The 26619-nt window shown below is 59.8% G+C and carries 29 protein-coding genes and 1 tRNA gene; 18 read left to right on the top strand and 12 right to left on the bottom strand.

Annotated elements, in window-relative coordinates:
• Positions 1-5: 5 nt before the first annotated feature.
• Complete coding sequence (locus RA26_RS09780) at positions 6-293, top strand: DUF1330 domain-containing protein (RefSeq protein ID WP_039183204.1); 288 nt, start codon at positions 6-8, stop codon at positions 291-293.
• Positions 293-775: an MOSC domain-containing protein gene (locus tag RA26_RS09775; protein WP_039183201.1), complete on the top strand. Its 483-nt coding sequence runs from the start codon at positions 293-295 to the stop codon at positions 773-775. Before RA26_RS09780 ends, RA26_RS09775 begins: the two co-directional genes overlap by 1 nt.
• A 39-nt stretch (positions 776-814) precedes the next feature.
• Here RA26_RS09775 and typA read toward each other — a convergent pair whose 3' ends face one another.
• Entirely contained in the window at positions 815-2635 is a 1821-nt protein-coding gene (gene typA, locus RA26_RS09770) for a translational GTPase TypA (protein ID WP_039183197.1), read from the bottom strand.
• Between the two features lie 94 nt (positions 2636-2729).
• On the bottom strand, positions 2730-3065 hold the full coding sequence (locus RA26_RS09765) for a DMT family transporter (RefSeq protein ID WP_039183194.1): 336 nt from the start codon (positions 3063-3065) through the stop codon (positions 2730-2732).
• Between the two features lie 251 nt (positions 3066-3316).
• On the opposite strand from RA26_RS09765, the gene RA26_RS09760 reads away from it, so the two are divergent.
• Positions 3317-4099, top strand: a complete 783-nt coding sequence (locus tag RA26_RS09760; protein ID WP_039183191.1) for a class II glutamine amidotransferase — start codon at positions 3317-3319, stop codon at positions 4097-4099.
• A 33-nt stretch (positions 4100-4132) separates the two neighbouring features.
• Here the strand turns inward: RA26_RS09760 and RA26_RS09755 are convergent, their stop codons facing one another.
• The 3 genes from RA26_RS09755 to RA26_RS09745 are packed head-to-tail and all read right to left on the bottom strand — an operon-like array spanning position 4133 to position 6194.
• Positions 4133-5302 carry an HD domain-containing protein gene (locus RA26_RS09755; protein WP_039183189.1) on the bottom strand — a complete coding sequence of 390 codons (1170 nt, stop codon included), beginning with the start codon at positions 5300-5302 and terminating at the stop codon, positions 4133-4135.
• Entirely contained in the window at positions 5299-5541 is a 243-nt protein-coding gene (locus tag RA26_RS09750; RefSeq protein WP_039183186.1) for a hypothetical protein, read from the bottom strand. Before RA26_RS09750 ends, RA26_RS09755 begins: the two co-directional genes overlap by 4 nt.
• Positions 5541-6194 carry an alpha/beta hydrolase gene (locus tag RA26_RS09745; protein WP_019296279.1) on the bottom strand — a complete coding sequence of 218 codons (654 nt, stop codon included), beginning with the start codon at positions 6192-6194 and terminating at the stop codon, positions 5541-5543. The genes RA26_RS09750 and RA26_RS09745 overlap by 1 nt, the downstream gene beginning before the upstream one ends.
• Positions 6195-6380: 186 nt before the next feature.
• Between RA26_RS09745 and RA26_RS09740 the strand changes: the two genes are divergently transcribed.
• The 9 genes from RA26_RS09740 (at position 6381) to RA26_RS09695 (ending at position 14556) form a co-directional block, all read left to right on the top strand.
• The gene (locus RA26_RS09740) at positions 6381-6839 is read left to right on the top strand and encodes an Rrf2 family transcriptional regulator (protein WP_039183183.1); all 459 of its coding nucleotides are present in this window, start codon (positions 6381-6383) and stop codon (positions 6837-6839) included.
• Between the two features lie 129 nt (positions 6840-6968).
• Entirely contained in the window at positions 6969-8012 is a 1044-nt protein-coding gene (locus RA26_RS09735; RefSeq protein ID WP_039183181.1) for a cysteine desulfurase family protein, read from the top strand.
• Between the two features lie 14 nt (positions 8013-8026).
• Positions 8027-9550, top strand: a complete 1524-nt coding sequence (gene sufB, locus RA26_RS09730; RefSeq protein WP_039183178.1) for a Fe-S cluster assembly protein SufB — start codon at positions 8027-8029, stop codon at positions 9548-9550.
• 300 nt (positions 9551-9850) lie between these two features.
• Positions 9851-10165 (top strand): heavy metal-binding domain-containing protein, encoded by a 315-nt coding sequence (locus RA26_RS09720; protein WP_039183172.1) that lies wholly within the window; start codon positions 9851-9853, stop codon positions 10163-10165.
• A gap of 75 nt (positions 10166-10240) precedes the next feature.
• A complete protein-coding gene (gene sufC, locus RA26_RS09715; RefSeq protein ID WP_039183170.1) occupies positions 10241-10996 on the top strand; it encodes a Fe-S cluster assembly ATPase SufC in 756 nt (251 codons plus the stop codon).
• Complete coding sequence (locus RA26_RS09710; RefSeq protein ID WP_039183167.1) at positions 10997-12277, top strand: SufB/SufD family protein; 1281 nt, start codon at positions 10997-10999, stop codon at positions 12275-12277.
• Positions 12277-12762 (top strand): YIP1 family protein, encoded by a 486-nt coding sequence (locus tag RA26_RS09705; RefSeq protein ID WP_039183164.1) that lies wholly within the window; start codon positions 12277-12279, stop codon positions 12760-12762. Before RA26_RS09710 ends, RA26_RS09705 begins: the two co-directional genes overlap by 1 nt.
• On the top strand, positions 12759-13343 hold the full coding sequence (locus RA26_RS09700; RefSeq protein WP_039183162.1) for a YIP1 family protein: 585 nt from the start codon (positions 12759-12761) through the stop codon (positions 13341-13343). Before RA26_RS09705 ends, RA26_RS09700 begins: the two co-directional genes overlap by 4 nt.
• The gene (locus RA26_RS09695; protein ID WP_039183159.1) at positions 13336-14556 is read left to right on the top strand and encodes a cysteine desulfurase; all 1221 of its coding nucleotides are present in this window, start codon (positions 13336-13338) and stop codon (positions 14554-14556) included. The genes RA26_RS09700 and RA26_RS09695 overlap by 8 nt, the downstream gene beginning before the upstream one ends.
• 66 nt (positions 14557-14622) lie before the next feature.
• Here the strand turns inward: RA26_RS09695 and RA26_RS09690 are convergent, their stop codons facing one another.
• The 3 genes from RA26_RS09690 to tmpA are packed head-to-tail and all read right to left on the bottom strand — an operon-like array spanning position 14623 to position 17027.
• Positions 14623-15288: an ureidoglycolate lyase gene (locus RA26_RS09690; protein WP_039183158.1), complete on the bottom strand. Its 666-nt coding sequence runs from the start codon at positions 15286-15288 to the stop codon at positions 14623-14625.
• Complete coding sequence (gene tmpB / locus RA26_RS09685; RefSeq protein ID WP_039183156.1) at positions 15285-15890, bottom strand: (R)-1-hydroxy-2-trimethylaminoethylphosphonate oxygenase; 606 nt, start codon at positions 15888-15890, stop codon at positions 15285-15287. Before tmpB ends, RA26_RS09690 begins: the two co-directional genes overlap by 4 nt.
• Before the next feature lie 3 nt (positions 15891-15893).
• The gene (tmpA, locus tag RA26_RS09680; protein ID WP_039183155.1) at positions 15894-17027 is read right to left on the bottom strand and encodes a 2-trimethylaminoethylphosphonate dioxygenase; all 1134 of its coding nucleotides are present in this window, start codon (positions 17025-17027) and stop codon (positions 15894-15896) included.
• Between the two features lie 99 nt (positions 17028-17126).
• Between tmpA and RA26_RS09675 the strand changes: the two genes are divergently transcribed.
• The gene (locus RA26_RS09675; RefSeq protein ID WP_039183153.1) at positions 17127-18005 is read left to right on the top strand and encodes a LysR family transcriptional regulator; all 879 of its coding nucleotides are present in this window, start codon (positions 17127-17129) and stop codon (positions 18003-18005) included.
• A gap of 14 nt (positions 18006-18019) precedes the next feature.
• Here RA26_RS09675 and RA26_RS09670 read toward each other — a convergent pair whose 3' ends face one another.
• The 3 genes from RA26_RS09670 to RA26_RS09660 form a co-directional block, all read right to left on the bottom strand.
• Entirely contained in the window at positions 18020-18352 is a 333-nt protein-coding gene (locus RA26_RS09670; RefSeq protein ID WP_082015793.1) for a PilZ domain-containing protein, read from the bottom strand.
• A 94-nt stretch (positions 18353-18446) separates the two neighbouring features.
• A tRNA-Arg gene (locus RA26_RS09665) sits at positions 18447-18523 on the bottom strand.
• A gap of 168 nt (positions 18524-18691) precedes the next feature.
• Positions 18692-19261, bottom strand: coding sequence for a YcbK family protein (locus RA26_RS09660; protein ID WP_029204823.1), 570 nt, complete (start codon positions 19259-19261; stop codon positions 18692-18694).
• A 347-nt stretch (positions 19262-19608) separates the two neighbouring features.
• Between RA26_RS09660 and RA26_RS09655 the strand changes: the two genes are divergently transcribed.
• From RA26_RS09655 to RA26_RS09640, 4 genes are read left to right on the top strand one after another with little or no spacing between them, the layout of a single operon-like run.
• Positions 19609-21237, top strand: coding sequence for a L,D-transpeptidase family protein (locus tag RA26_RS09655; protein ID WP_039183149.1), 1629 nt, complete (start codon positions 19609-19611; stop codon positions 21235-21237).
• Positions 21238-21275: 38 nt separating this feature from the next.
• Positions 21276-22349, top strand: coding sequence for a UDP-3-O-(3-hydroxymyristoyl)glucosamine N-acyltransferase (gene lpxD / locus RA26_RS09650; RefSeq protein WP_039183146.1), 1074 nt, complete (start codon positions 21276-21278; stop codon positions 22347-22349).
• A gap of 48 nt (positions 22350-22397) precedes the next feature.
• A complete protein-coding gene (locus RA26_RS09645; protein WP_039183143.1) occupies positions 22398-22655 on the top strand; it encodes an acyl carrier protein in 258 nt (85 codons plus the stop codon).
• A 6-nt stretch (positions 22656-22661) separates the two neighbouring features.
• A complete protein-coding gene (locus RA26_RS09640) occupies positions 22662-23870 on the top strand; it encodes a beta-ketoacyl-[acyl-carrier-protein] synthase family protein (RefSeq protein ID WP_039183140.1) in 1209 nt (402 codons plus the stop codon).
• Positions 23871-23935: 65 nt separating this feature from the next.
• Here RA26_RS09640 and RA26_RS09635 read toward each other — a convergent pair whose 3' ends face one another.
• Entirely contained in the window at positions 23936-24577 is a 642-nt protein-coding gene (locus RA26_RS09635; protein ID WP_039183137.1) for an invasion associated locus B family protein, read from the bottom strand.
• A 496-nt stretch (positions 24578-25073) separates the two neighbouring features.
• Between RA26_RS09635 and RA26_RS09630 the strand changes: the two genes are divergently transcribed.
• Entirely contained in the window at positions 25074-26618 is a 1545-nt protein-coding gene (locus RA26_RS09630) for a helicase HerA-like domain-containing protein (protein ID WP_039183135.1), read from the top strand.
• Position 26619 lies beyond the last annotated feature (1 nt).

The raw sequence follows: 26619 nt of genomic DNA, 5'->3' as shown, positions 1-26619 counted from the left end.
CTCCGATGCCCGCACTCTGGATCGCACATGTGACCGTCACCGACGCAGATGCCTACGGCAAATATGCCGAGTTGGCAGGTCCGGCTATTGCCGCGCACGGCGGGGAATTCATCGCCCGCGGCGGCCGGTTTGTGCAGCTGGAGGGCAAGGAGCGCCCGCGCAACGTGGTTGCGAAATTCCCCAGTATCGAAGCCGCGGTGGATTGCTATCACAGCCCCGAATACCAGGAAGCCCTGAATCATGCGCGCGGCGCGTCTGAGCGCGAGCTGATGGTGGTGGAAACCTCCGAGTAATGGTCACCGCATTTGCGGAAATGCTGAAGCGTCATGCGGCCCCGGGCCGGGTGGTGTGGATTGGTGTGCGCCCTGGCAGGCGTGAAGAGGTTCAGGCGCCTGAGGCGACTGGCATGTCCGTTGGTGGTCTAAGAGGGGACCACGCCAAAGAAGGTAAGCGCGCAGTAACCTTGATTCAGGCGGAACACCTCCCGGTGATCGCAAGCCTAGCGGGCCTTGAGGCCGTTGATCCGGAGCAGTTGCGGCGAAATCTTCTTGTTTCAGGGATCAACCTTGCAGCCCTGCGCAAGGCAACGCTGCGGGTCGGCAGTGCGGTGCTGCGTGTCACTGGCCCTTGTCCGCCATGTTCGCGGATGGAGGAAGTGCTGGGCCATGGCGGTTACAATGCGATGCGCGGCCACGGCGGCTGGTACGCTGAGGTGTTGGAGCCGGGCAGGGTCACCGTGAGCGACAAGGTGACAGTCTTGCAGGACACGGAATGAAAAACGGCGGCAGATCTCTCTGCCGCCGTTTCTTTTTCGTCAGGCGCTGGCCTTGGACATCCGCTTGCGCTCATGCGGGTCCAGGTAGCGCTTGCGCAGACGCACGTTGTTCGGCGTCACCTCAACCAGCTCGTCGTCGTTGATATAGGCGATGGCCTCTTCCAGCGACAGCGTCATCGGTGTGGTCAGGCGGACCGCATCGTCGGTGCCAGAGGCCCGAACGTTGGTCAACTTTTTGCCCTTCAGCGGGTTCACTTCCAGGTCGTTGTCGCGCGAATGCTCACCAATGATCATGCCAGTGTAGATGTCGGCCTGGGCGCCGATCATCATCTTGCCGCGCTCTTCCAGGTTCCACAGCGCGTAAGCCACGGATTGGCCGTTCTCCATCGAGATCAGCACGCCTGCGCGGCGGCCAGGGATTGCGCCCTTGTGCGGTGCCCAGCCGTGGAACACGCGGTTCAGCACGCCGGTGCCGCGGGTGTCGGTCAGGAACTCGCCGTGGTAGCCGATCAGCCCGCGGGAGGGGACGTGGGCAATGATGCGGGTCTTGCCTGCACCGGCCTGTTTCATCTCGACCAACTCCCCCTTGCGGGCGCCGGTCAGTTTCTCGATCACTGCGCCGGAGTATTCGTCATCGACGTCGATGGTGGCTTCTTCGATCGGCTCCATGCGGACGCCGTCGACTTCCTTCATGATCACTTGCGGGCGGGAGATCGACAGCTCGAACCCTTCGCGGCGCATGTTTTCGATCAGAACGCCCATCTGCAGTTCGCCGCGGCCTGAGACCTCGAAGGCTTCGCCGCCCGGGGTGTCGGCGATTTTGATGGCGACGTTGCTTTCGGCCTCTTTCAACAGGCGGTCGCGGATAACGCGGGACTGGACTTTCTTGCCGTCACGGCCAGCCAGCGGGCTGTCGTTGATGCCGAAGGTCACGGTGATTGTCGGCGGGTCGATCGGCTGGGCGTCCAGCGCCTCATCCACAGCCAGCGCACAGATGGTGTCGGCCACGGTGGCTTTGGACATGCCGGCGATGGAGACGATGTCGCCTGCCTGGGCTTCTTCGATGTCCTGCTGGGCCAGGCCGCGGAAAGCCTGGATCCGGGTCACGCGGAACTGTTCGATTTTCTGGCCGATACGGGAGATCGCCTGCACGGTGGCACCGACCTTCAGCTTGCCGGATTCAACGCGGCCGGTCAGCAGACGTCCAACAAACGGGTCACTGCCCAAGGTGGTGGCAAGCATCCGGAAATCTTCGTCCTGACGCTTGATCTGCTTCGGCTCCGGCACGTGGTTCACGATCAGGTTGAACAGTGCGTGCAGGTCCTTGCGCGGGCCGTCCAGTTCAGCATCGGCCCAGCCGGAACGGCCGGACGCGTACATGTGCGGGAAGTCCAGCTGGTCCTCGGTGGCGTCCAGCGAGGCGAACAGGTCAAAGCATTCGTCCAGCGCGCGGTCGGGTTCGGCGTCCGGTTTGTCGACCTTGTTCAGAACAACGATCGGACGCAGACCCAGGGCCAGCGCCTTGGAGGTCACGAATTTGGTCTGCGGCATCGGGCCTTCGGCGGCGTCCACAAGCAGCACCACGCCGTCAACCATCGACAGGATCCGCTCAACCTCGCCGCCGAAATCGGCGTGGCCGGGGGTGTCCACGATGTTGATCCGGGTGCCGTTCCACTCGACCGAAGTCGGTTTGGCAAAAATAGTGATGCCGCGTTCGCGCTCCAGATCGTTGCTGTCCATGGCGCGTTCCGCCACAGCCTGATTTTCGCGGAAGGCGCCGGATTGTTTCAGCAGCTCGTCGACCAGGGTGGTTTTGCCGTGGTCAACGTGAGCAATGATCGCAATGTTGCGCAGGTCCATGACGTTCGCCTTTGTAAGGAAGTTGGGCCGCGCATAGCCCGAACCCCGCACAAAGGCCAGAGGAAAACCGCTGTGTGGCGCTTTCTACGGCGGATCAGTGTCCCGAGGACTTGGAAAACAGGTGGATGATGACAATCCCGGACATGATCAGCACCATGCCGATGACGGCGGGAAGATCCAGCTTTTGACCGAAAACAATGAAAGCAATGACTGCAATCAGCAGGATGCCAAGCCCGGACCAGATGGCGTAGACAATGCCCACCGGCATGAATTTGAGCGTAAGCCCCATCATGTAGAAGGAGAAGGCATAGGCGACCAGAACGATCAGTGACGGGCCGAGCCTGGAGAACTGCTGGCTGGCCTGCAGCGCCGTCGTGCCGATGGTCTCCGCAGCCACCGCAATAATCAGGTAGACGTAGTGAACCGGCATCTCAGCCTCCTTCAAGCCCTTGCCGCGGGTAATTCCGCCAGCCTGACTTCCCGCCTATCCGATCCTGGCAGGCCGGGGAAGTCCCGAAGCGGCACAGGCAGGCCGGATTCCGCAAACGGTCCGGAATGAACACGTCATTGTGCGCAGGCACACTGGACTGTGAATTGGGTAATTCTTAGGAACCTGTCCTGATAATGGGTGTCAGGTTGAAACATTGATCTGATTCCCGGAAACGGAATGGGGATTGCCGCATGTGCCGCTGGGCTGCCTACACGGGTGCCGACGTCTTTTTGGAAGACATTATTTCAACGCCTGCGCATTCGCTGATTGCGCAAAGCCAGAAGGCGGTTGAATGCAAAACCGCCACCAATGGCGACGGCTTCGGCATCGCCTGGTATGGCCAAAGGCCGGAACCGGGGCTGTACCGCGATGTCTACCCGGCCTGGTCGGACTGCAATCTTCGGGCGCTGGTGCACCAGGTGCAGTCGGGCTTGTTCCTGGCGCATGTGCGGGCCTCCACCGGGTCGGCCACCAGCCGCAATAACTGCCACCCTTTCACGGCTGGGAAGTGGAGCTTCATGCACAACGGGCAGGTTGGCGGCTTTGAGAAATTCCGCCGCCACGCTGATATGTGCATCCCGGATGAGTTGTATGAGCACCGCAGAGGTGCGACTGACAGCGAAGTATTGTTTTTGCTGGCCCTGCAGGAGGGGCTGGATGCGGATCCGAAAAGGGCACTGGAGCGTTCGGTTGCCCGGATGGAAGGCTTGTCACGGGCGCGCGGGACGACTCCCCACATGCGCCTGTCGGCCGCGATGTCGGATGGGGAGACGCTTTATGCAGCGCGTTACTCTTCGGACAGCATTGCACCGTCTGTTTATTACCGCTGGAGCCAAAGCATGCAGGGCTGGGCGGTGGTCTCGGAGCCGCTGGAAGACACCGGAGAAGCTTGGAATGAGCTGAAGCCGGGGGAATTTCTGATGCTGACGCCGAAGGGGGCGGAAACCCAGCCGTTTCAACCGTTTCTGGAGTGAAATGCAGACCCGCTTGCGGGGCTGCACTGTCCTTTAAAGGCGTCCGGCCTCGCGAAACCAGGGCTCGATTTGCACCCGGACATAGGTCCATACCTCTGGCGCGCCGCGGCTGACCTTGCCGCCGACGCGGGCATCGAGCTGTGGCAGGCTGACATCGTAATCGACCCAGCTGCCGCCGCCGTTCAGCAGGTTCAACAGCACGGGCTGAACCCGGTCGATGGATTTGGCGAAAACCGCATCGGGGCTTTCCGCGGCCTCGAACTCTTCCCAGATTGCACGCATGGGCAGGCCTTGCTCGGCGGGAAGCATGCCGAATAGGCGGTCGGCAGCAGCCAGTTCCTCGGCAGCCAGGGCAGCAAGCGCTGCGGGATCAATCACTCCGTGGATCGGTGCATCTCCAGCGTCAATTTCCACCAGATCGTGCAGCAGCAGCATTTGCAGCACACGGTTCACATCAACTGATACAGTGCTGTGTTCCGCCAGCACCCAAGCATAGAGCATGATGTGCCAGCTGTGCTCTGCCGAGTTTTCATGCCGGGAGCCGTCGCCGAGTTTGGAGGCGCGGGTGACCAGCTTCAGTTTGTCGGCCTCATTGAGGAAGGGCAGGCGGGCCGTCAGGCGGCTGCAATCGTACCCTGTGTCCTCACCCAGCAGCGACAGTGCGTGGTGAAAGGCCTCCGGCAGGTGCTGCTCCAGCGCAGCTGCGCGACCGCCAAACAGGTTTTGACGTACCACATCAATATGCCAGTCCAGCGGAGCAGCGCCATAGAGCGTCTGAAAGATCGGCTGGCAGTGATCCACCCGTTTGGCAAATTGAGAGTCGGGCGTCTCTGCGGTTTCGAATTCGTGCCAAAGGGACAAGAATTCTGCGCCTTGATCGGCTGGCAGCAGCCCAAACAGCCGCTGCGCCGCCGCCTGCTCTGCCTTTGCCACCGCCTGCCAGTCGACGTCATCGGTAATCGGGTGGTCGCCTGCGTCGATCTCGACCAGATCGTGCAGTAGCAGCATCCGGATGGCGCGGAAGACATCCACTTCCGGCGCGGCAAACGGGGCAAGTGCCAGTGCATAAAGCGCCAGGTGCCAGCTATGCTCGGCCGAGTTTTCGCAACGGCTGCAATCGATGATCAGGTTCTGGCGCTCAACACCACGCAGCTTGTCGGCTTCGAGCAGAAAGGCAAACTGCGCCTCCAGACGGGCGCTCACGCGTTACCCTTCGTGCCGAGCTGGGCTTGCAGGTCGGCGACTTTCTTGTTGAGGAAGTCACGCGCCTTGCGTTCGGCCAGTCGCACGCGGATTTCGGTTAGAAATGCCTCTTCAAGCGATTGGGAGGCGGCGCCAAGAACCTGGCCCACCTCCACATAAAACCGCTCTTCACCACTGGCGTCTTGCACCTTGAGCGTATCGACCGCTAGTTTCTGGGCCAGCGTTTCGATTGTGCCCATCAGCGGGTGTTCTCCGTCAGGCGGCGCTTCACGTAATCGGATACAGTGCCGATCATCGTATCCATATGCGGCTCCTGGAAGAAGTGATCAGCGCCTTCCACCTCAGTGTGGGTGATGGTGATGCCCTTCTGCTCATGCAGCTTGCCTACAAGGCTTGCAGTGTCCGCGGGCGGTGCCACACGGTCAGCGGTGCCGTTGATGATCAGGCCCGAGGACGGGCAGGGCGCCAGGAAGGAGAAATCATACATGTTGGCCGGCGGCGCAACGGAAATGAAACCGGTAATCTCCGGGCGGCGCATCAGAAGTTGCATTCCGATCCAGGCGCCGAAGGAGAAGCCCGCAACCCAGCAATGCTTGGAGTTGGAGTTCATCGACTGCAGGTAATCCAGCGCCGAGGCGGCATCGGACAGCTCGCCCACGCCCTGGTCGTATTCGCCTTGGCTGCGGCCGACGCCGCGGAAATTGAACCGCAGAACCGTGAAGCCCATGTTGTAGAACGCATAGTGGAGGTTGTAGACCACCTTGTTGTTCATGGTGCCGCCAAACTGCGGATGCGGGTGCAGCACGATGGCGATCGGGGCGTCTTTTTCTTTTTGCGGGTGATAGCGGCCTTCGAGGCGGCCTTCGGGTCCAGGAAAGATGACCTCGGGCATGGGCGGTTAAAATCCTACTCTCGTTGTCGGGTCTGCCGGCAGAATACTTGACGGGTTCCGTCAGGCATCTTAGAACAGTTCTAATCACGGGCGCTGGCCTCGCCATACACCGTCAGGCTGAGATACGCACAGTCGGAGGGAAGGTCAATGTTTTCGCACTCGCGCCCTGGTTTCGAGGGGTAAAATATGAAGCTTTCCACCAAAGGGCGCTATGCGATGGTTGCGCTGGCGGATATTGCGCTGCAGCCGCAGGGCGATCTGGTGCCGCTGGGCGATATCTCCAAGCGCCAGGATATCTCGCTACCGTATCTTGAGCAGCTGTTTGTTAAGCTGCGCCGCGCCGGGCTGGTCGAGTCGGTGCGCGGCCCGGGCGGCGGATACCGGCTCGCGATGCCCCCATCTGAGATCCGGGTGGTGGATGTGCTGTCTGCCGTGGATGAAACTGTCGATGCTATGCACAAGGGGGCAGGGGCATCCGGCGCCTTGTCCGGCAGCCGCGCGCAGTCGCTGACCAACCGCCTGTGGGAGGGCCTGAGCGCGCATGTCTATGTGTTCCTGCACCAGACCCGCTTGTCGGATGTGATTAAGAACGATCTGGCCCCGTGCCCGGCTGTGCCCAGCCTGTTTGCGGTGGTGGACGACTGAGGTGCAGGTCAGGCAACACAGAACCGCCTGTCAGGTTGGAGCGCAATCCGCACAAAAACTGCGCGGAAGCTTTGCCAATTGGGGCAAGGCGGCTTATGACGCGGCGGTTGCCCGCAAAAAGATGACTCTATGAAACGTGTTTACCTCGACCATAACGCCACCGCCCTGCTGCGCCCTGAGGCGAAGGCTGCGATGATTGCGGCGATGGAGGTCTGCGGCAACCCGTCGTCGGTGCATGCCGAGGGCCGTGCCGCCAAGGCGCTGGTTGAGAAGGCGCGCGCGCAGGTGGCTGCGGCCTTCGGTGCGGACGGGGCGGATATCGTTTTCACCTCCGGCTCAACCGAGGGCGCAGCGCTGGCGCTGGCGGGCCGTGGTCTGCATGGCGCACCGGTGGAGCATGACGCCGTGCGGGCCTGGACTGTCGAGGACTTGCAGGTCACGGGCGAGGGGGGTGTTCAAATCAGCGACCCTGCGAAATCCACAGTTCAGCTTGCCAATTCGGAGACCGGCATCGTGCAGAGCTTGCCCGAAAGGCTGGCAGTCACCGATGCGACACAAGCCTTTGGAAAACTGCCGGTGGCGTTTAACTGGCTGGGCGCCCGAATGGCGCTGATTTCGGCGCATAAGCTGGGCGGCCCCAAAGGGATCGGCGCCGTGGTGATGAAACGCGGAACTGATTTGCCTGCGCAGATCAAGGGTGGCGGTCAGGAAATGGGCCGCCGCTCCGGAACCGAAAATGTCATTGGAATCGCAGGCTTCGGCGCTGCCGCTGAAGCGGCCGCAAAAGATTTGGCAAATGGTGTTTGGGACAGGGTTGCAGAACTTAGAAATATTCTAGAAAAGGCGCTTGTGTCTGGCGTAAGCCATACTATTTTTGTCGGGAAGGATCAGAAGCGGCTGCCGAACACCCTGTGTTTTGCAACGCCGGGCTGGAAAGGCGAAACCCAGGTCATGCAGATGGACCTTGCAGGTTTTGCGATCAGTGCCGGAAGCGCCTGCTCCAGCGGCAAGGTGCGCGCCAGCGCGGTGCTGACCGCGATGGGATATGACGAGGCCACAGCCCAAGGCGCCGTACGGGTGTCGCTGGGGCCGGAGACAACGGAAGAAGACGTGCTGCGCTTTGCCGAGGCGTGGCTGCAAAAAGAAAAGAAACATCGCGCCCGCGCGGCGTGAGTGAGGAGATGACAATGGCCGCTTTGGACCAGACCCAAGTCAAAGAAGGTGTTGACCAGGAAACCGTGGACGCCGTCCGCGAGGTTGGCGGTGCTTACAAATACGGCTGGGAAACCGATATCGAGATGGAATACGCGCCCAAGGGCGTGAACCCCGATATCGTCAAACTGATCTCAGAAAAGAACGAAGAGCCTGAGTGGATGACCGAATGGCGTCTGCAGGCCTTTGAACGCTGGGAGCAGATGGACGAGCCCGACTGGGCAATGGTCAGCTATCCGGAAATCGATTTCCAGGACCAGTATTACTATGCTCGTCCGAAATCGATGGAAGTAAAGCCCAAGTCGCTGGATGAGGTCGACCCCAAGCTGCTGGCCACTTACGAAAAACTGGGTATCCCTCTGAAAGAACAGATGATTCTGGCGGGCGTCGAGGGCGCAGGCGAAACCCCGGAAGAAGGCCGCAAGGTCGCCGTGGACGCGGTGTTCGACTCAGTGTCTGTCGGCACAACCTTCCAAAAGGAGCTGAAAGAGGCCGGCGTCATCTTCTGCTCTATCTCTGAAGCAATCCGTGAGCATCCCGAACTGGTGAAGAAGTATCTTGGCTCGGTTGTTCCGGTTTCTGACAACTTCTATGCGACGCTGAACTCGGCTGTGTTCTCGGACGGCTCCTTTGTCTATGTGCCGCCGGGGGTGCGCTGCCCGATGGAACTGTCCACCTATTTCCGCATCAACGCGGAAAATACCGGCCAGTTCGAGCGCACCCTGATTATTGCCGACAAGGGCTCTTACGTGTCCTACCTGGAAGGCTGCACCGCGCCGCAGCGCGACACTGCGCAGCTGCACGCCGCCGTGGTCGAGATCATCATCGAAGAAGACGCCGAGGTGAAATACTCCACCGTCCAGAACTGGTATCCGGGCGATGAGAACGGCAAGGGCGGTATCTATAATTTTGTGACCAAACGTGCCGACTGCCGCGGCGACCGCTCCAAGGTGATGTGGACGCAGGTGGAAACCGGCTCTGCCGTGACCTGGAAATATCCCTCCTGCATCCTGCGCGGCGAGGAAAGCCAGGGCGAGTTCTACTCGATCGCGATTGCCAACAACATGCAGCAGGCCGACACCGGCACCAAGATGGTGCACCTGGGCAAGAACACCAAGTCGCGCATCGTCTCCAAAGGTATCAGCGCGGGCAAAGCGCAAAACACCTATCGCGGTCTGGTGTCGATGCATCCCAAAGCTAAGAACTCGCGTAACTACACCCAGTGCGACAGCCTGCTGATCGGTGACAAATGCGGGGCGCACACGGTGCCTTATATCGAGGTCAAGAACAACTCCTCCCGCGTGGAGCATGAGGCGACTACGTCCAAGGTGGATGACGACCAGCTGTTCTACTGCCGCCAGCGCGGCATGGACGAAGAAGAGGCGGTGGCCCTGGTGGTGAACGGCTTCTGCAAGGACGTGCTGCAAGCGCTACCGATGGAATTCGCTATGGAAGCGCAGCAACTGGTTGCGATCTCTCTGGAAGGATCTGTGGGGTAAGATTTTGCAAGCTCCGGAGCCGGAATACATTCAGGAAATGCTCAAGGAACACAGAGGAGCCGAATTTAGGGCGGCGAAGCGCTCTCTGCTTTATCTGATGCCGTTTCTTTTGCTAGTCGGAATTGGCGGACTGGGACTTGCTGGGAATATGGTGTTGAACCCAGCGTATTGGTTCATAGCTCTTTTTCCAGCTTTACTGGTTGGCTGGTGGTTTGGGCACCGGCCGCTTGCAAGACTTAGGAATGCCAATCGTGCGGCCCTTGAACAGGCCGTGAGAAACTTGGAGCAAGGGATCAAGACATGATCATCACAACCACACCAAACGTCGAAGGCTACCAGATTGCCGAGTACAAGGGCATCGTGGTGGGTGAGGCGATCATGGGCGCCAATGTGGTGCGCGATGTCTTTGCCTCCATTACCGACATCGTCGGCGGTCGCTCCGGCGCCTATGAAAGCAAGCTGCAGGATGCGCGCGAAACCGCGCTGGCAGAGCTGGAAGACCGCGCCCGGGCCAAGGGCGCCAATGCCGTGGTGGGCGTTGATCTGGATTACGAAGTGGTCGGGCAGTCCATGCTGATGGTCTCGGCCAGCGGCACCGCGGTGGTGCTGGGTTAGGAATGGAACGGCCCCGCAGGGGCCATGGGAATATCGCAGGGCACGTACCTGCGCGACATATGAGACGAGGAAAAAATGCTCGAAATCAAGAACCTGCAAGTCAAGCTTGAAGATGAAGACAAGCAGATCCTGAAAGGTCTGGATCTCAAGGTCGAGGCTGGAAAGGTGCACGCCATCATGGGGCCGAACGGCTCGGGTAAATCGACCCTGTCTTATGTGCTGTCGGGCCGCGACGGGTATGAAGTGACCGAGGGTTCCGCCACTCTGGAAGGCGAAGACATCCTGGAGCTTGAGCCGGAAGAGCGCGCCGCGGCGGGCATGTTCCTGGCATTCCAGTACCCGGTGGAAATCCCCGGCGTCGGCAACATGACCTTCCTGCGTACTGCGGTGAACGCACAGCGTAAGGCGCGCGGCGAGGAAGAGCTGTCGGCCTCCGACTTCCTGAAAGAAGTGCGTGCCAAGGCAAAAACGCTGAAGATCGACGCCGACATGCTGAAGCGCCCGGTCAACGTGGGCTTCTCCGGCGGTGAAAAGAAGCGCAACGAGATCCTTCAAATGGCGATGCTGGAGCCCAAGCTCTGCATTCTGGACGAGACCGACTCCGGCCTCGACGTGGATGCGATGAAGCTGGTGGCCGAAGGCGTGAACGCCCTGCGCGATGAAAACCGCGGCTTCCTGGTGATCACTCACTATCAGCGCCTGCTGGACCACATCAAACCCGATGTGGTGCACATCCTGGCAAACGGCCGCATCGTCAAAACCGGCGGCCCGGAGCTGGCGCTGGAAGTCGAGAACAACGGTTACGCCGGCATCCTGGCAGAGGAGGCGTAAATGGCCCTGCCCGAAGTCAAGCAAAGTGCAACTGAGGCGCGGCTGTTGGCGCTGACCTTGCCGGAGAGCGGCTGCCTCAAGGCGGCCCGCCAGGCCGCGCTGTCGCGGGTCCAGACCATGGGTCTGCCGTCGCGCCGCGACGAATACTGGAAATACACCAAGCCGGACACGCTGGTGCAGGCAGATGCGCCCAAGGCAGCTGTGTTCCACGCAGACGAAGTGCCGATGTTCAACGCATTTGAGCGCCTGAACATCGTATTTGTGGACGGTGTGTTCGACGCGGAAGCCTCCGATCATCTGGAGATTGAAGGCCTGACCATCGACCGGATCGAGGATATCTGCTGCAAGGATATCCACTGGGCCAAGGATCTGTACGGCGTTCTTGAGGCGCGCGGCCAGACCCCGGTGGAACGCCCGCTGGCGGCGCTGAACACCGCCTTTGCCAGTGATGGCGTGGCGATCCGGGTGACCGGCAAGGTCTCCAAGCCGCTGAACTTCACCTATGTGCATTCGGACGAAAACTCGGATGCGATCCTGCACCATGTGATCCGCGTGGAAAGCGGTGCAGAGGTGACGGTCCTGGAGAACGGCCCGGCTGCGTCGCGCTTTAACAAATGCATGGAGATCGACATCGCCGATGGCGGCACGATGCATCTGGTGCGGGCCCAGGGCCGCGACCACGAGCGCCGTGCGGCGACCCATCTGTTTGCCCGACTAGGCACAGAGTCGGTGTTCAAGTCGTTCACCCTGACCGTGAATGGCGTGCTGACCCGTAACGAGGCGGTGATTGAGCTGACCGGTGATGACGCGGTTGCCCATATCGCGGGTGCCTGCGTGGGCGACGGCGACTTCCACCACGACGACACCGTTTTCATCACCCATGACGCCGTGAACTGCGAAAGCCGTCAGGTGTTCAAGAAGGTGCTGCGCAACGGTGCCACCGGTGTGTTCCAGGGCAAAATCCTAGTGAAGGAAGGCGCGCAAAAGACTGACGGGTATCAGATTTCCCAGTCGCTGCTGCTGGACGATGACAGCCAGTTTCTGGCCAAGCCTGAGCTGGAAATCTACGCGGATGACGTGGCCTGCTCGCACGGGTCCACTTCCGGTGCGATCGACGAGGAGGGCCTGTTCTACCTGCGCTCCCGCGGTGTCCCGCACGCAGAGGCAACCGACCTGATGACGCTGGCCTTCCTGGCCGAAGCGGTGGATGAGATCGAGGACGCGGAAATCGCCGCCGACATCGTCTCCCGCCTTGAAGGCTGGCTGGCCCGGCGCCGCTGATGTCCGTCACAACGGATATCCCGGCGACCTATAAGGGGCCGCGCAAGGTGTTTGCGCGGCTTCTGAGCATGGGCGCCCGAGAGGACCGTCTGCTGGTGTTTCTGCTTGCGGGCTGTGTTCTGACGTTTGTCGCGCAGATGCCGAAACTGGCCCGGGAGGCGCATCTGACCGGCCAAGAGCTGAACATGCTGCTGGGCGGTTCGCTGCTGGCGCTGGTCTTTATCGCGCCACTTCTGCTGTATGTTCTGGCGCTGGTTGCCCATTGGATCGCCCGCGCCTTTGGCGGTCAGGGCGATGCCTACCGCGCCCGGCTGGCGTTGTTCTGGGCGTTTCTGGCGGCCAGCCCGCTGATGCTGTTGAACGGTCTGGTTGCCGGTTTCATCGGCCCCGGTCCGTCCCTGACTCTGGTGGGCATCCTGTGGTGCGCTGTATTTATTTGGTTCTGGGTGTCCGGCATGATCCAGGGCTATTGGGCCAAATCATGAATGCGCTGGCTGCCTTTGCCCTTCTGACACTGAAGTCGCCGCGTGATGCGGCGCATCAGATCCTGGCGCGCGACTGGCCGCGGGAGGCGCTGTGGACCGCCTTCCTGCTGTCGGTGGTTCTGAACACCTGCGTCTACACAGTTCAGAAAATCCTGTTCCCGCTGCCGCCTGAGGTCTTGCTGCCGCGCTTCACGCCAGGCGTCTATTTCGCCATGGTGCTTCTGCTGCAGCTCTGTTTCATTGCGATGCTGTCGTCAGCCGGCCGCTGGCTGGGCGGGCAAGGCAATTTGCCTGAATTGCTGGCGCTTGTTACCTGGCTGCAGTTGCTGCAGGCGGGACTGAACGGTGCCATTGTGGTTGTGTTCCTGGTGATGCCTTCTCTGGCCGCCTTGCTGAATATTGCGGCCAATATCGTTGTGTTCTTCATCCTCCTGCATTTCGTCAATGCGGCGCACCGTTTTGGTTCCGTCTGGCGCTCGCTTGGGGTGGTATTAATGGCCAGCATGATCCTGGTCTTTGCTCTTCTCTTTATCGTGGGTCTGATCGGCCCAGCCAATCTGGGACTTCCCGAAAATGTATGACCTGGACAAAATCCGCGCCGACTTCCCGATCCTGTCGCGCGAGGTGAACGGTAAGCCGCTGACCTATCTCGACAACGGCGCATCGGCCCAGAAGCCGCAGGTGGTGATCGATGCCATCACCAAGGCCTATGCTGAGGAGTATTCCAACGTTCACCGCGGCTTGCACTTTCTCTCCAATCTGGCGACAGAGAAATATGAGGCCGTGCGCGGCATCATTGCGCGGTTCCTGAATGCAGGCGACGAGAACACCATCGTTCTGAACTCCGGCACCACCGAGGGGATCAATCTGGTTGCCTACGGCTGGGCCATGCCGCGGTTTGAGGCGGGTGACGAGATCGTCCTGTCCGTTATGGAGCACCACGCGAATATCGTGCCCTGGCACTTCTTGCGCGAACGTCAGGGGGTGGTCCTGAAGTGGGTGGATACCGAAGCGGACGGCAGCCTTGATCCGCAGAAAGTCATTGATGCGATTGGCCCCAAGACCAAACTGGTGGCCGTCACTCAATGCTCCAACGTGCTGGGCACGGTTGTGGATGTAAAGGCGATCACCCATGGCGCCCATTCCAAAGGTGTGCCGGTGCTGGTGGATGGCTCACAGGGCGCGGTGCATATGCCCGTCGACGTGCAGGACATCGGCTGCGACTTCTACGCGATCACTGGTCACAAGCTCTACGGTCCGTCCGGCTCCGGCGCGATCTATATCAAACCGGAACGCATGGCAGAGATGCGCCCCTTCATCGGCGGCGGCGACATGATTAAAGAGGTCTCCAAAGAGGGGATCATCTACAACGATCCGCCAATGAAGTTCGAGGCGGGCACGCCGGGCATCGTGCAGACCATCGGCCTGGGTGTGGCGCTGGAGTATATGATGGAGCTTGGCATGGACAACATTGCCAAGCACGAAGGCGGCCTGCGCGACTATGCGATGCAGCGGCTGACCGGGCTGAACTGGATCAACGTGCAGGGGCAAGCACCTGGCAAGGCCGCAATTTTCAGCTTCACCATGGAGGGTGCGGCACACGCCCACGATATCTCCACCATCCTCGACAAGAAGGGTGTCGCAGTGCGCGCCGGCCATCACTGCGCCGGGCCGCTGATGGACCACTTGGGTGTTTCGGCCACCTGCCGCGCGTCCTTTGGCCTCTACAACACCAAGGAAGAGGTCGACACGCTGGTCGACGCGCTGGAACTGGCGCACGAATTGTTCGCTTGATTGCGGCTGACGTTCAAATGAAAACGGCGCCCTTGGAGGCGCCGTTTTTCTATTTACAGTAATACCTTAGCCCTGAATCTTGTCCTCGCGCAACGGGCAGGACAGGTAGACACCGAATTCCTTGCCCACATCGCAGCTGACCCGGGCATGCACCTTGCCCTGCCGGTCGAGGAACCGCTGGCTGTCGTCCACCGGAAAGATCCCCTCGTGCCAGATATTGGGGTGGATATAGAGCCCCTTAGACCCGTCACACCAGAAGGCCACAACCTGCTCGGGTTTCAGGTCATCCCCCGGCAGGGCTGCGGGGATAATGAAGGGCTTGTTGTCCAGCGGATAGAACATCTGGCCACCGTCGGGGTGATAGTTCATGTGCCACAACAGCACCTGGTCCCGCGGCGCGGTCTGCGTGTCCGCTTGGGCCTTTTGCGGGTCGGTGGACCAGCCCAGCACATAGTTGCCGTTGACCGCTTCGTTCTCGCCGTAAAGCACATCACCGCGCCAGTCGCCGCGGAAGGTACCCTCAACCCAGCCGGCTTCGTCGCCGGTGCCTTCATCGATCGGCCGCCACCCCTGAGCCGGCCATTGCACGATTTCGATCTCGAAACTTTCCGGATCATCCACCAGGCAGCCATAACCTTTGACGCTTTCGTCGGTGGCCCGGATCAGCGGCACCTCATGCCAGGGCAGTGAAGGTTTCGAGCTGGCCTCAAAGATGTACTCGGGCGCGCTCATACTGCAGAACCTGCCGTGCCCAGGTGCTTATCGACCATCCGCTGGACCATCGGTGCAAAATGCCAGTAATCCGGGGTTTCCATGTCGTCCCGCTTGCCGGCCTCATCCAGATAACGCACAGCGATGATCTGCTTGAGGTTCGGGTTCTTCTCGAACTCGGCCACTTCCTCCGCGTCCATCGGCCCGCCTTGAAGGTTCAGGGAGTGGACAGAAGCCTCTGATAAACGGTTGAAATATTCCGGCTTGGTGGCGCAGAGATAGCGCTTGGCCGCCACATGGTAGCGGACGCAATCGGTGATCACCGAGGGAAAGAACTGCTCCAGAACTTCGGCTCCGGCTTCCTCGTGATAGCGGTCCTCTGTGTCATCCATGGAGAATGTGCCGAACTCGCTGGTGAAATGGCCGATATCGTGGAGGAGCGCCCCCACGATGATCTCTTCCGGCTGGCCGTTCTGCTCAGCGATGGTGGCGCCTTGCAGCATGTGTTCGGCCATGGTGACCGGTTCACCCAGATATTCTTCGTCGCCGCGGCGATCAAAAATGCCGCCGATGAAGTCTACGATATTGTCCCGGTTCAGCTGGCTGACGTCTGGCTTGCTCATCTCTCAGCCCTCCAGCTGCGCGTTCAGCACGTTGAGGGTGGACAGCAGCCCGTCCTTGTCGGCGTAGCAGCCCTGCAGCCAACGGGAGCCGGAACCGGAATACCCCAAACGGGCATGCATCACCCGGGTGTTGTCGACGATGAAGCTCTCGCCCGGCTCCAGCTTGAAGGATACCCCCATGTCCGGGTCGTCGATGAATTCACCCAGCCGGCGGTAAGCGGCGTAGTAGGATTCCATCTTGTCAAACGGAATGTCGACAAACGGGGCAGAGGAGCGGTTATTGAAGCGCATCCCGATCATTTCGCCATCAGGAGACAGTTCGATCATCGGGCGGCGTGAGCGCAGGTGCACGCCGTCAGAGCCCTTGTACTCAAACCGGGCCGGGTAGCCTGCCAGCAGGGCAAAGCCCTCTGGATTTTCCGCTTTCAGGCGCTCGGCGGCACGAAAGCCGTCCACGACAATGCTTTCACCGCCCTCGGCCGAGTTTTCCAGACAGTACAGGATCTGCAAGCTGGGCACCGGATCGCGGTAGGGGTTGTCGGTATGCGCCTGCAGGCCCAGGCCTGTATAGGCGAGGTTGGTCGGGTTCACCTCGGTGCGCACTTCGAAATACTTGCCGTAGTTGGTTTCCCGCACAAACCCGAACATCCCGGCGTTCTCGATCAGCGCACCTTCGGTTACAGGGCCGTTTACCAGTTTGGCGAACCCGAGGCGTGCAATCGCGTCCAGCCAGTCCCGTTTGACTTTCGGGTCGGACTGAACCTCTTCCCAGTCAAACACAGGGGCAGGCAAACCGCTGTCCCAGGTTTCAACACCAGGGGCCATACGGCCGAATTCTGTTGGTCGGTCAACATCATAGGCGTATGCCTTCAGCCAGCTTTCCGGAAACGTCACGGTTTTGCCTTCCGGGGCGAAGGTCACTGTCAGGGCGCCGTTCTCCACCAGCGCAGTGCTGATCCTGGTGTCTGCCGGAATGTCGCCAATGGTAATCAGCCGCTGACCGTTCCCCGGGGCACGGGTTTCAGGGTCCAGCGCGTTGTCACGCAGCCAGATCGCATGGAAGCGGCTTTCGCAGCCGTCTTCAAAAGTCAGTGTCAGGAAGCTGCCGGATGCGTCGGCGGATACGGAACGGGGCATGAGGGTCTCTCCGGTTGGCCTTGTTCTTGCTTGCCTTGCTATCGCCGCTGAGCCATCAAGAGAACGACGGAAATTAGGGTTTGAGAGTTAGGTTTTCTAATGCCCAAGAAAGTGACCAAGCAAGGTTTGCCGCCGCTTGATTGGCTCAAGGTTTTCGAGGCTGCCGGCCGTCATGGCAGTTTTACTGCCGCGGCAGAGGAATTCGGAGCAACTCAGGCTGCTGTCAGCCAGCGCATCCGCAATTTGGAATCCTGGCTGGGGCGGCAATTGTTCATCCGCTCAGCCCGCGGCGTGTCACTGACAGTCGATGGCGAAAGCTATCTGCCGCTGGTCCACGATTCCCTTCGCGCGCTGGAGCAGGGCACCGAAAACCTGTTTGGCCACAGTGTACGGGAAATACGGATCGCTGCCCAACCATCACATCTGGAAATGCTTTTGCTGCCAAGGCTTATGGCGTTTTCTGAAAGTCACCCTGAGCTGCGAATTGTGACGGAAACCGTGCCGAAGCGGTTGGATTTCGAAGCAGCGGATGATGCGCTGCATATCCGCTACGGGCGCGGCAGTTGGCAGGGGCGCGACGGAGTCCTGCTGGCCAATGAGGTTCTTCAGCCAATGGCAGCCCCAGGCCAAGCTGCGGTCTGGCGCCAGTTGCCGGCGATTGAGTTGCGCGGAGAGCGGCCGGGATGGAGCGAGTGGGCACGTGTGACCGGAGAGCCGGCACCGGAGGCGGGGCCGGTTTCGGTGGATTCCATGGCGCATGCCCTTCGGGCTGCCCGGCTTGGAATGGGGGTAGTACTGGGATCCAGGGCTCTGGCAGCCAATTTGCTGCTGACCGGGCAATTGACCTGCTTGCCAGCCGCCGAATTGGCCACGATTGACGGCTATTGGCTGACCTGGCCGCCGGGACTAGGCAAAACAAAGCGGCAAAGTGAGGTCCTGAAGGCGCTCACCAAGGCGCTAAGTGCTGATCTTGGGTAAGCGGGGGTTGGTATTCAGGTCGGGAACTCGCCGATCTTGGTAAAATATGCATCCAAAACTGGCCGTGCGCCGCGCTTGCTGAGGAACGCGAAGCCAATTCTTGCGTCCTTCCGCCAGCGGGTTCGAACCTCAAATTCGGCGATATCTCCGATGGAGACAGATCTTAGCTCTGCCAGGCTGAAAGTGTTCTGATCCTCAGGCAAGCGGACGGCAAACCCGCTATGGCTGATGTTGTAAACTATGGCCTCCCGCACAGATCCGGATAAATTGATTGTACATGGCAAATTCAGACGAAGCCGGGGCTCTGTTGGTTTCGCTGTCCGGAAAATGGAGTTGGTCTGTGCCATTCTGCCTCTCTGGCCGCATATTGAAGTATAGGCAGAGTAGTTAGCGGCAGGCTCTTTAAATAGCTTTAAACGCTTTGAGTTTTCAAGGTGAAGATGGCGCACCTGAGAGGATTCGAACCTCTGGCCTCTGCCTTCGGAGGGCAGCGCTCTATCCAGCTGAGCTACAGGTGCGTCGTTACGCCGGGGTATACCCGCGGTTGGTTGCCTCTGCAACGGGAAAAACTGCCTGTTTCCAAATTCCTGACGTGGCTCATAGATCTCGGCCTCGGCTGGTTATGCTGAAAACAAAAAAGCCTGCACGCGGTGTGCAGGCTTGCATTCTTGCAAAGGCTGACGGGTTTAGCCGCGCCAGGAGCGGACAACACCGCAATCCATATGCACAAAATTCGAGCGATGGTATTTACCAACTCCGCCTGCGTGGCAGGCTTCGGCGGCCTGTGCCATCTGCGAAACGGAACGGGAGGCAAGGCGAAGATCGGCGGCCTGGCCGCGCATGTGCAGCGAGTTTTTCGCGACCCCGCGAGAGCGGCTGCGCAGCATGGCGTTGGTCTTGGGGCTGCGATAGCCGGACAGAAGCATATAGGGCTCGTTCACATCCAGCAGGTTGTGGGAAGCCGCCATGATGTCGATGGTCCGCAGATCCATGTTCTTGACTTCATCGGTACGCCAATCCCGCATGAAGTGGTTGATTTCCTTGACCGCATCTTTGATGTAGTCGCCATCAATCCAATACACCATGTCCAGACGCTCGCCGGTGCGGCCCGAGTACATGCGAATGCGCCGGATGTCTCCGCCGCCGCGAAGGAAGCCTGCTGCATTGGAGAAAGTCGGGGCTGCTGCCACTGCGGTTGCAGCAAATACACCCAAAAGAGAACGCCGGGAAATCCCCGTGCCCGTGGTTTTTGCCATTGTCACTGCGCCGTCCCGTACGCTTTTAGTCCTGCCTATTGCCCGATGTTACGGGCTCGTTAACGATCTCAGTTAACGTGCGGCATGTATGGCACACAGAGAATCCTGATCCAACATTTCTTTGCCGCGCTGTAACGGATAGCCCGTTTTTCGGCGATTTCTTGCGCATAAGGGGAGGGCGAGGGAACTTTTCCCCGCGACTGTTGCAGCGGGGTTTCATAGACGCGGCATTGCTGCATCAAAGCTGACTTTTCGCAATTGTGAATGGACAACAGTGGCTGGCATTTACCAGAATTTCAGTTAGGCACTGCCAGAATTGACAAAAATCGGCGCAAGGACCGGAAATTATGACTCGTGCGACTGCAGGAAGCTTCTTGCCAGGGATCAAGGCAGGGCTGTTCGCCCTGGCACTGGGCGGTTTGGCCGCTGGGGCTGTTTCCAGTTCAGCACAGGCTGAGGTTTCGGCGGCTTTCCGCCAAGCGGTTGCCGAAGCGGCTTACGGCAGCGACGCGGTCGCTGAATTCTACCGTAGTAACGGATACCAGGCGATCTGGACCGGTCAGGATGAGGCGTCGCGCCAGCGCCGCAATGCTTTGTTGGCGGCCTTGGGCGACACCCAGGCCCATGGTCTGCCGGACCGCTCTGCCGAGGTCAGCGCACTGATAGAGCAGATGCGCGGTGTTCGCACGACGCGTGATATCGGCAATGTCGAGGCCGCGCTGAGCCGGGCCTTGGTGCAATATGCCACCGATCTGCAAACCGGGCTGCTGGTTCCCTCGCAAATCGATGACGGTATGGTGCGCAAGAAACATACCGTGGACGGGGCCAGCATCCTGGCGGGGATCCGCGATACCCAGCCTTATGCCTATTTGCGCAGCCTGGTTCCGGCATCTCAGCAATACCGCGGACTGATGCGCGAAAAGCTTCGGCTGGAACAGGTCATGGCTGCAGGCGGCTGGGGGCCGTCTGTAAACGCCAAGAAACTGGAAAGAGGCGATCAGGGACCAGCGGTAATTGCACTACGCAACCGGCTGATGCTGATGGGCTACCTGCAGCGCAGCGCTGCGCGGACCTATGATGCGGCACTTGAGAAGGCCGTGCAAAGCTTCCAGTCCGATCATGGTCTGGAAACAGATGGCGTGGCAGGAGCCGGCACCATTGATGAGATCAACAAGCCGGTCAGCGCGCGCCTGAAGTCCATCATCATCGCGATGGAGCGGGAGCGCTGGCTGACGCCGGAACGCGGCGAGCGTCATATTCTGGTCAACCAGACCGATTTCACCGCCAAGATCGTCGACAACGGTGATGTGACCTTTGAAACCCGCTCGGTGATCGGCAAGAACACCCATGACCGCCGCAGCCCTGAATTCTCGGATGAAATGGAGCATATGGTGATCAACCCGAGCTGGTATGTGCCGCGCTCGATCATCACCAAGGAATATCTGCCGAAGCTGAAGAACAACCCGAATGCTGTGGGCCACATCCAGATCACAGACCGCCGCGGAAGGGTTGTGAACCGCGGTTCGGCAGACTTCTCGCAATATACTGCGCGGAATTTCCCGTTCTCCATGCGCCAGCCCCCCAGCCGCAGTAACGCGCTGGGGCTGGTCAAGTTCATGTTCCCGAACAAATACAACATCTATCTGCACGACACCCCGCAGAAGAGCCTGTTCGCCCGCGAAGTGCGCGCTTTCTCGCATGGCTGTATCCGTTTGGCCCAACCGTTTGAGTTCGCCTATGCGCTGCTGGCCAAGCAGACCGAAAACCCCAAGGATTTCTTTCACCGCATTCTTAATTCCGGCAAGGAAACCAAGGTCGAGCTTGAGACGAAAGTGCCGGTGCACATCATTTACCGGACCGCTGTTGTATCCGGCAAAGGCCGCGCCGAATTCCGCCGGGATGTCTATGGCCGTGACGCCAAGGTCTGGGCTGCACTGGAACGGGCAGGGGTGGTGCTGCCCAGCGTTCAAGGGTAAATGTCAGGCCCATACAGGATATTCTGAGAGGGCCTGACATGTTCACAATCCGCCAGATCGCCGAGTCTTTGGGCGCTGATGCCGAGGGCGACCTCGACCTGCAAGTTGCAGAGGCGGCGGAGCCTCAGGACGCGCAGGCAGGCCAGCTGGCCATGGCAATGGCGCCGAAGTATGCTGACGGACTGAAGGAAGGCCAGGCGCAGGCTGCCATTCTTTGGGACGGTGCGGACTGGCAGTCATTCGGACTGAAAGCGGCAATCTTTGCCCCTCGTCCGCGCATGGCCATGTCCGGTGTGACTGAAATGCTGGACCGTGGCCAGGGTTTCCCGCCGGGCATCCATCCGTCCGCCGTTATCGATCCTTCAGCGGTATTGGGTGAGGATGTTTCTGTCGGGCCGCTGGCCGTGATCGGAGCGGGCGCAAGGATCGGATCGCGGTCCGTCATTGGTCCGCACTGCTATGTCGGGGCGGATGCCGTCATCGGCGACGATGCATACTTGCGCGAAATGGTTTCCGTCTCCGCCCGTGCAACCATCGGAGCCCGTTTCCGCGCACAGCCTGGTGCGCGGGTGGGCGGCGATGGCTTTTCCTATGTCACGCCTGAAGTGTCGGGTGCGGAAAACGTGCGCAAGACCCTGGGTGACCAGGGCGAGGCCAAGGCGCAATCCTGGATTCGAATCCATTCATTGGGGGCGGTCACGATTGGCGATGACGTGGAGGTCGGCTCCAATTGCACCATAGATAATGGCACTATCCGCAACACGGTAATTGGCAATGGAAGCAAGCTCGACAACCTCGTGCACGTGGGCCACAACACCCGCGTCGGCAATGACTGTCTGCTGTGCGGACAGACCGGGATCTCCGGCTCGGTGGACATCGGAAACAACGTTGTGCTGGGCGGCCAGTGCGGTGTGGTCGACAATATTTTCATCGGCGACGGGGTGATTGCCGGCGGCGGCACTAAAATCCTGTCCAATGTGCCGGCGGGCCGTGTCATCATGGGCTATCCCGCGGTCAAGATGGAGACCAACACCGAAATGTATAAGGCACAGCGCCGCCTGCCGCGTTTGATGCGTGACATCGAATTGTTAAAAAAGGCTGTTTTCAAGTAACCGTCGAATACATACATCAGCCTCAGGCAGAACATCGGGGATCTTTACATGAGCACGCAGGACAAGGTCATTGCAATCATTGCCGAACAGGCGGTCCTGGAACCGTCGGATGTGACCCTCGACAGCACGCTTGCGGATCTGGGAATCGACAGCCTGGGCGTGGTCGAGAGCATCTTTGCTATCGAAGAGGAATTCGACATCTCGATTCCCTTCAACGCCAATGAGCCGGAAAAAAGCGACTTTGACATTTCCAATGTCGCGGCAATTGTTGCCGGTATCGACAAGCTGGTTATGGAAAAAGCGTAAGGCTTCATGAAACGCGTCGTCATTACCGGGGCCGGAACCATCAATGCCCTGGGCCATTCGGTCCCCGCCACGCTGGCCGCCATGCGCGAGGGGCGCTGCGGTATTGGCCAGCTGGACTTCCGCGATGTGGAGCGGCTGGCCATCAGGATCGGCGGCCAGGTCCGCGGGTTTGAGGCCGAAGGCCGCTTCAACCGCCAGCAGATGAGCCTCTATGACCGGTTCACCCAGTTCACGCTGACCGCTGCCAAAGAAGCGATCGAACAGTCAGGGCTGGAGTTCCATGGTGAGCTGTCGGCCAAGGCTGGTGTGGTTCTGGGCAATTCCGGCGGCGGAATGCAGACGCTGGATGAGAACTACCGCAGCGTTTACGAGGACGGCAAGAACCGGGTGCATCCGTTTGTCGTGCCCAAGCTGATGAACAATGCAGCGGCCGGCCACGTGTCGATGCAGTTCAACCTCAAGGGGCCGAGCTTCACAGTCTCCACAGCCTGTGCCTCCTCCAACCACGCGATGGCGCAGGCGTTTCAAATGGTGCGTTCCGGAATGAGCCCGGTGATGATAACAGGCGGTTCGGAATCGATGCTGTGCTTTGGCGGAGTGAAAGCCTGGGAAGGCCTGCGGGTGATGTCCAAAGACGCTTGCCGCCCCTTCAGCGCCAACCGAAACGGCATGGTGCAGGGCGAAGGCGCCGGGATCTTTGTGTTCGAGGAATATGATCACGCCAGGGCGCGTGGCGCCGAAATTCTGTGCGAAGTCATCGGCTTCGCCATGTCTTCAGATGCGGCGGACATCGTGATGCCCAGCAAACAGGGGGCGGCACGGGCCATTGCCGGCGCGCTGCAGGATGCCCGCATCGACGCCTCTGAGATCGGATACATCAACGCTCATGGCACCGGTACGGCAGCCAATGACAAGACGGAATGCGCTGCCGTGGCGGATGTGTTCGGCCCGCACGCTGACAGCCTGATGATATCCTCCACCAAGTCCATGCACGGCCATCTGATCGGCGGCACCGGCGCGGTGGAGCTCCTGGCCTGCATCATGGCGCTGCGCGACGGGGTGATTGCGCCGACCATCGGCTATGAGGAGCCGGACCCGGAATGCGCGCTTGATGTGGTGCCGAATGAGGCTCGTGAAGCCAAGGTTGCGGTCGCCCTGTCCAACGCCTTTGCGTTTGGCGGGCTGAACGCGGTGCTGGCGCTTCGCAAGGTCTGACGGTCTGAAACGAAAAACGCCGCGGCCCTTGGGCGCGCGGCGAATCGTTTGGCTGATGCCAGCTCTTACTGCTTGACGACGTCGACCACATCATAGCCTGCGGTAAAGCCTTTCAGCGACATTTTCAGTTCTACAATGCGGTCCAAGTATGGCTCAGCGGTCATTGTCACGATTGCTTCCTTGCCGTTTTTAAAAGCCTTGATATCGCCGTCGGTCAAAGCGATTTGTGTCAGGCAGCCCACCTGTGAGCATAGCCGAAAGTTGTATCGCTTACTTGGCGCACCGTCGACGGAGAGTGAAACTCCCCTTGGCAAGTGAACTTCCAGCGGAACGATAAGAGTCGCACCAGCCACAGCTTGTCCGCCATTTTCAGTTAAACGAAACAACGAAAACTCGGCAATCGGGTTTCCGTTTGGTCCAGTCAGGACTTGCATTAACGAGCAGGGGTCATGGCCAACTTCAGCCTTGATACAAGCAAGATTCCAGTCACCATGTTCTTCTTTTATGTACCGTTGTCCGACTTGTGTTTCGTTCTCAACAACTTCGCCGTAATCAAGGAGGAGATCTGAGGGCTGTTGCTCTGCGGTTTCCGCCCCGGCGGCCTGTTCTGTGGTGTCAGTCTCCTCGGCGGTGGTTTCCTGCGCCGCCAGCGGCGCGGTCATAGCCAGCACCGCGGCAAGCGTGATCGGGGTCAGGGACTTCAACATGAATGCCTCATTTTTCTAAAGACGCTGGCAACGCGTTTATCACGCCGCCCGGGTGGTGTCAGGCCTATTACTAGGGTTTAGCGGGGAATTCCGCGCACAACAGCTCAACTGCGGAAGTCTCTGAATAAATGCAAAAAAGGGAACCGTTTGGCCCCCTTTTTCGTGTTTGCATCTCCCCGTCGGACTGGCCGACTTAGTTATTGCGTAGGACGTTACGAAAGGGCTGGCCATCGGTCAACATCCAAGTTCAAAAAAAATCCTGACGGGCCGGATTTCATGAAAATTGAAGTCTTAGGGCAGAGCGGTCAGAGGAATATGCCCGTTTTACAGGCAAACATTGCCCAAAAAGAAGGCCGTGCACGAGGCACGGCCAGTCTGACAGGGAGGAAATGTCCGCCACGGCAACCGCTTTTGCAGGGGCGGGCAAGATTGACTATCGCATCCAAAAGTTAACTTTGTATTGTTATCCACAGGAAAAAGATAAGGCGGGGCAGGCATGTCAGACAGAGTATTTCTTGGCGGCGGAGGTGAAGGGTACGGCGAACAGCAGGGGCTGGATCTGAAATACGCCAACCGTCATGGCCTGATCGCGGGCGCAACCGGAACCGGCAAGACAGTCACTCTGCAAATCCTCGCGGAAGGGTTTTCCAATGCCGGCGTCCCGGTGATCCTTTCTGATGTGAAGGGTGATCTGTCCGGGCTGGCACTGGCTGGATCCCCGGATCACAAGCTGCACGAACCTTTCCTGGAGCGCGCCGCCAGGATCGGGTTTGAAGGTTACGGCTACCATCCTTGTCCCGTCACCTTCTGGGATCTCTACGGTGAGCAAGGGCATCCGGTGCGCACAACAGTTGCGGAGATGGGGCCGCTGCTGCTGGCACGCCTGCTGGAGCTGAGCGAGGCGCAGGAGGGCACCCTGAACATTGCTTTCAGGCTTGCAGATGAAGAAGGACTGCCGCTTCTGGATTTGAAAGATCTGCAGGCGCTTCTGGTCTGGATCGGTGAAAACCGTAGCCAGTTGTCGCTTCGCTACGGCAACGTCTCCACCTCCTCAATCGGCGCCATTCAGCGCCGTTTGCTCGTGCTGGAAAACCAGGGCGGTGCGGGCCTGTTCGGCGAACCGGCGCTGGCGCTCAGCGACCTGATGCGTTGCGATGCGGCAGGCAGGGGAATGGTCAATATCCTGGCCGCGGACAAGCTGATGGCGGCACCGGGCCTGTATTCCACTTTCCTTCTGTGGCTCCTGAGCGAGCTGTTTGAGGAACTGCCGGAAGTGGGTGACCCGGACAAGCCCCGGCTGGTGTTCTTTTTCGACGAGGCGCATCTTCTTTTCGATGATGCCCCCAAGGCGCTGATCGACAAGGTGGAGCAGGTTGCGCGGCTGATCCGATCCAAGGGGGTCGGAATCTATTTCATCACCCAAAACCCCGCAGATGTGCCAGAGGACATTCTGGGGCAGCTTGGCAACCGCATCCAGCACGCGTTGCGCGCGTTCACCGCCAAGGACCGAAAGAACCTGCGGCTGGCCGCCGAGACCTACCGGGAGAACCCGCGGTTTTCGACCGAAGATGCCATCCGCGAAGTAGGGGTTGGCGAAGCAGTCACCTCGATGCTGCAGAAGAAGGGTGTGCCTGGCATTGTGGAGCGGACATTGATCCGTCCGCCCAGCACGCAGCTGGGGCCGATCTCGGCGGGTGAACGTAAGAAGATGCTTAAGGCTTCTGACATGGCCGGTAAATACGACACCCCGATGGACCGCAGATCCGCCTTTGAAATCCTGGCACAGCGGGCGCAGGCCGCGGCCCAGGCGGCTGAAGCTGCCGAGGAAACTGCTGAAGCTGCTCCAGAACCGACGGCGCGGGAATTCAATGCCGCGCGCCGCTATTCCGGATCGCGGGTGAGCAGGTCAACGTCACGCTCTTACAAGAAGAAAGACAGTTTTACCTCCGCCATGTCAGAGGCGGTTATCAAGGAACTGAAGGGCACCACTGGCCGCCGGATTGTCCGCGGTATTCTTGGCAGTTTGTTCAAAGGCCGCTGAG

The sequence above is a fragment of the Leisingera sp. ANG-M7 genome, assembly GCF_000813965.1.
Taxonomy (GTDB): domain Bacteria; phylum Pseudomonadota; class Alphaproteobacteria; order Rhodobacterales; family Rhodobacteraceae; genus Leisingera.
Note: the sequence above shows the minus strand (reverse complement) of the source record. Positions and strands in the feature narration are given on the sequence as shown.

What these genes read in the sequence shown, in the direction of transcription:
- RA26_RS09690 (WP_039183158.1), bottom strand. Translation starts at nt 15,288, where the DNA reads ATGAGCGCGCCCGAGTACATCTTTGAGGCCAGCTCGAAACCTTCACTG.
- typA (WP_039183197.1), bottom strand. Translation starts at nt 2,635, where the DNA reads ATGGACCTGCGCAACATTGCGATCATTGCTCACGTTGACCACGGCAAA.
- RA26_RS09645 (WP_039183143.1), top strand. Translation starts at nt 22,398, where the DNA reads ATGAGCACGCAGGACAAGGTCATTGCAATCATTGCCGAACAGGCGGTC.
- RA26_RS09780 (WP_039183204.1), top strand. Translation starts at nt 6, where the DNA reads ATGCCCGCACTCTGGATCGCACATGTGACCGTCACCGACGCAGATGCC.
- lpxD (WP_039183146.1), top strand. Translation starts at nt 21,276, where the DNA reads ATGTTCACAATCCGCCAGATCGCCGAGTCTTTGGGCGCTGATGCCGAG.
- RA26_RS09700 (WP_039183162.1), top strand. Translation starts at nt 12,759, where the DNA reads ATGAATGCGCTGGCTGCCTTTGCCCTTCTGACACTGAAGTCGCCGCGT.
- RA26_RS09635 (WP_039183137.1), bottom strand. Translation starts at nt 24,577, where the DNA reads ATGTTGAAGTCCCTGACCCCGATCACGCTTGCCGCGGTGCTGGCTATG.
- RA26_RS09750 (WP_039183186.1), bottom strand. Translation starts at nt 5,541, where the DNA reads ATGGGCACAATCGAAACGCTGGCCCAGAAACTAGCGGTCGATACGCTC.
- RA26_RS09630 (WP_039183135.1), top strand. Translation starts at nt 25,074, where the DNA reads ATGTCAGACAGAGTATTTCTTGGCGGCGGAGGTGAAGGGTACGGCGAA.
- RA26_RS09745 (WP_019296279.1), bottom strand. Translation starts at nt 6,194, where the DNA reads ATGCCCGAGGTCATCTTTCCTGGACCCGAAGGCCGCCTCGAAGGCCGC.
- RA26_RS09765 (WP_039183194.1), bottom strand. Translation starts at nt 3,065, where the DNA reads ATGCCGGTTCACTACGTCTACCTGATTATTGCGGTGGCTGCGGAGACC.
- tmpB (WP_039183156.1), bottom strand. Translation starts at nt 15,890, where the DNA reads ATGAGCAAGCCAGACGTCAGCCAGCTGAACCGGGACAATATCGTAGAC.
- tmpA (WP_039183155.1), bottom strand. Translation starts at nt 17,027, where the DNA reads ATGCCCCGTTCCGTATCCGCCGACGCATCCGGCAGCTTCCTGACACTG.
- sufB (WP_039183178.1), top strand. Translation starts at nt 8,027, where the DNA reads ATGGCCGCTTTGGACCAGACCCAAGTCAAAGAAGGTGTTGACCAGGAA.
- RA26_RS09760 (WP_039183191.1), top strand. Translation starts at nt 3,317, where the DNA reads ATGTGCCGCTGGGCTGCCTACACGGGTGCCGACGTCTTTTTGGAAGAC.
- RA26_RS09655 (WP_039183149.1), top strand. Translation starts at nt 19,609, where the DNA reads ATGACTCGTGCGACTGCAGGAAGCTTCTTGCCAGGGATCAAGGCAGGG.
- RA26_RS09695 (WP_039183159.1), top strand. Translation starts at nt 13,336, where the DNA reads ATGTATGACCTGGACAAAATCCGCGCCGACTTCCCGATCCTGTCGCGC.
- RA26_RS09660 (WP_029204823.1), bottom strand. Translation starts at nt 19,261, where the DNA reads ATGGCAAAAACCACGGGCACGGGGATTTCCCGGCGTTCTCTTTTGGGT.
- RA26_RS09705 (WP_039183164.1), top strand. Translation starts at nt 12,277, where the DNA reads ATGTCCGTCACAACGGATATCCCGGCGACCTATAAGGGGCCGCGCAAG.
- RA26_RS09740 (WP_039183183.1), top strand. Translation starts at nt 6,381, where the DNA reads ATGAAGCTTTCCACCAAAGGGCGCTATGCGATGGTTGCGCTGGCGGAT.
- RA26_RS09720 (WP_039183172.1), top strand. Translation starts at nt 9,851, where the DNA reads ATGATCATCACAACCACACCAAACGTCGAAGGCTACCAGATTGCCGAG.
- RA26_RS09710 (WP_039183167.1), top strand. Translation starts at nt 10,997, where the DNA reads ATGGCCCTGCCCGAAGTCAAGCAAAGTGCAACTGAGGCGCGGCTGTTG.
- RA26_RS09670 (WP_082015793.1), bottom strand. Translation starts at nt 18,352, where the DNA reads ATGGCACAGACCAACTCCATTTTCCGGACAGCGAAACCAACAGAGCCC.
- RA26_RS09735 (WP_039183181.1), top strand. Translation starts at nt 6,969, where the DNA reads ATGAAACGTGTTTACCTCGACCATAACGCCACCGCCCTGCTGCGCCCT.
- RA26_RS09640 (WP_039183140.1), top strand. Translation starts at nt 22,662, where the DNA reads ATGAAACGCGTCGTCATTACCGGGGCCGGAACCATCAATGCCCTGGGC.
- RA26_RS09675 (WP_039183153.1), top strand. Translation starts at nt 17,127, where the DNA reads ATGCCCAAGAAAGTGACCAAGCAAGGTTTGCCGCCGCTTGATTGGCTC.
- RA26_RS09775 (WP_039183201.1), top strand. Translation starts at nt 293, where the DNA reads ATGGTCACCGCATTTGCGGAAATGCTGAAGCGTCATGCGGCCCCGGGC.
- sufC (WP_039183170.1), top strand. Translation starts at nt 10,241, where the DNA reads ATGCTCGAAATCAAGAACCTGCAAGTCAAGCTTGAAGATGAAGACAAG.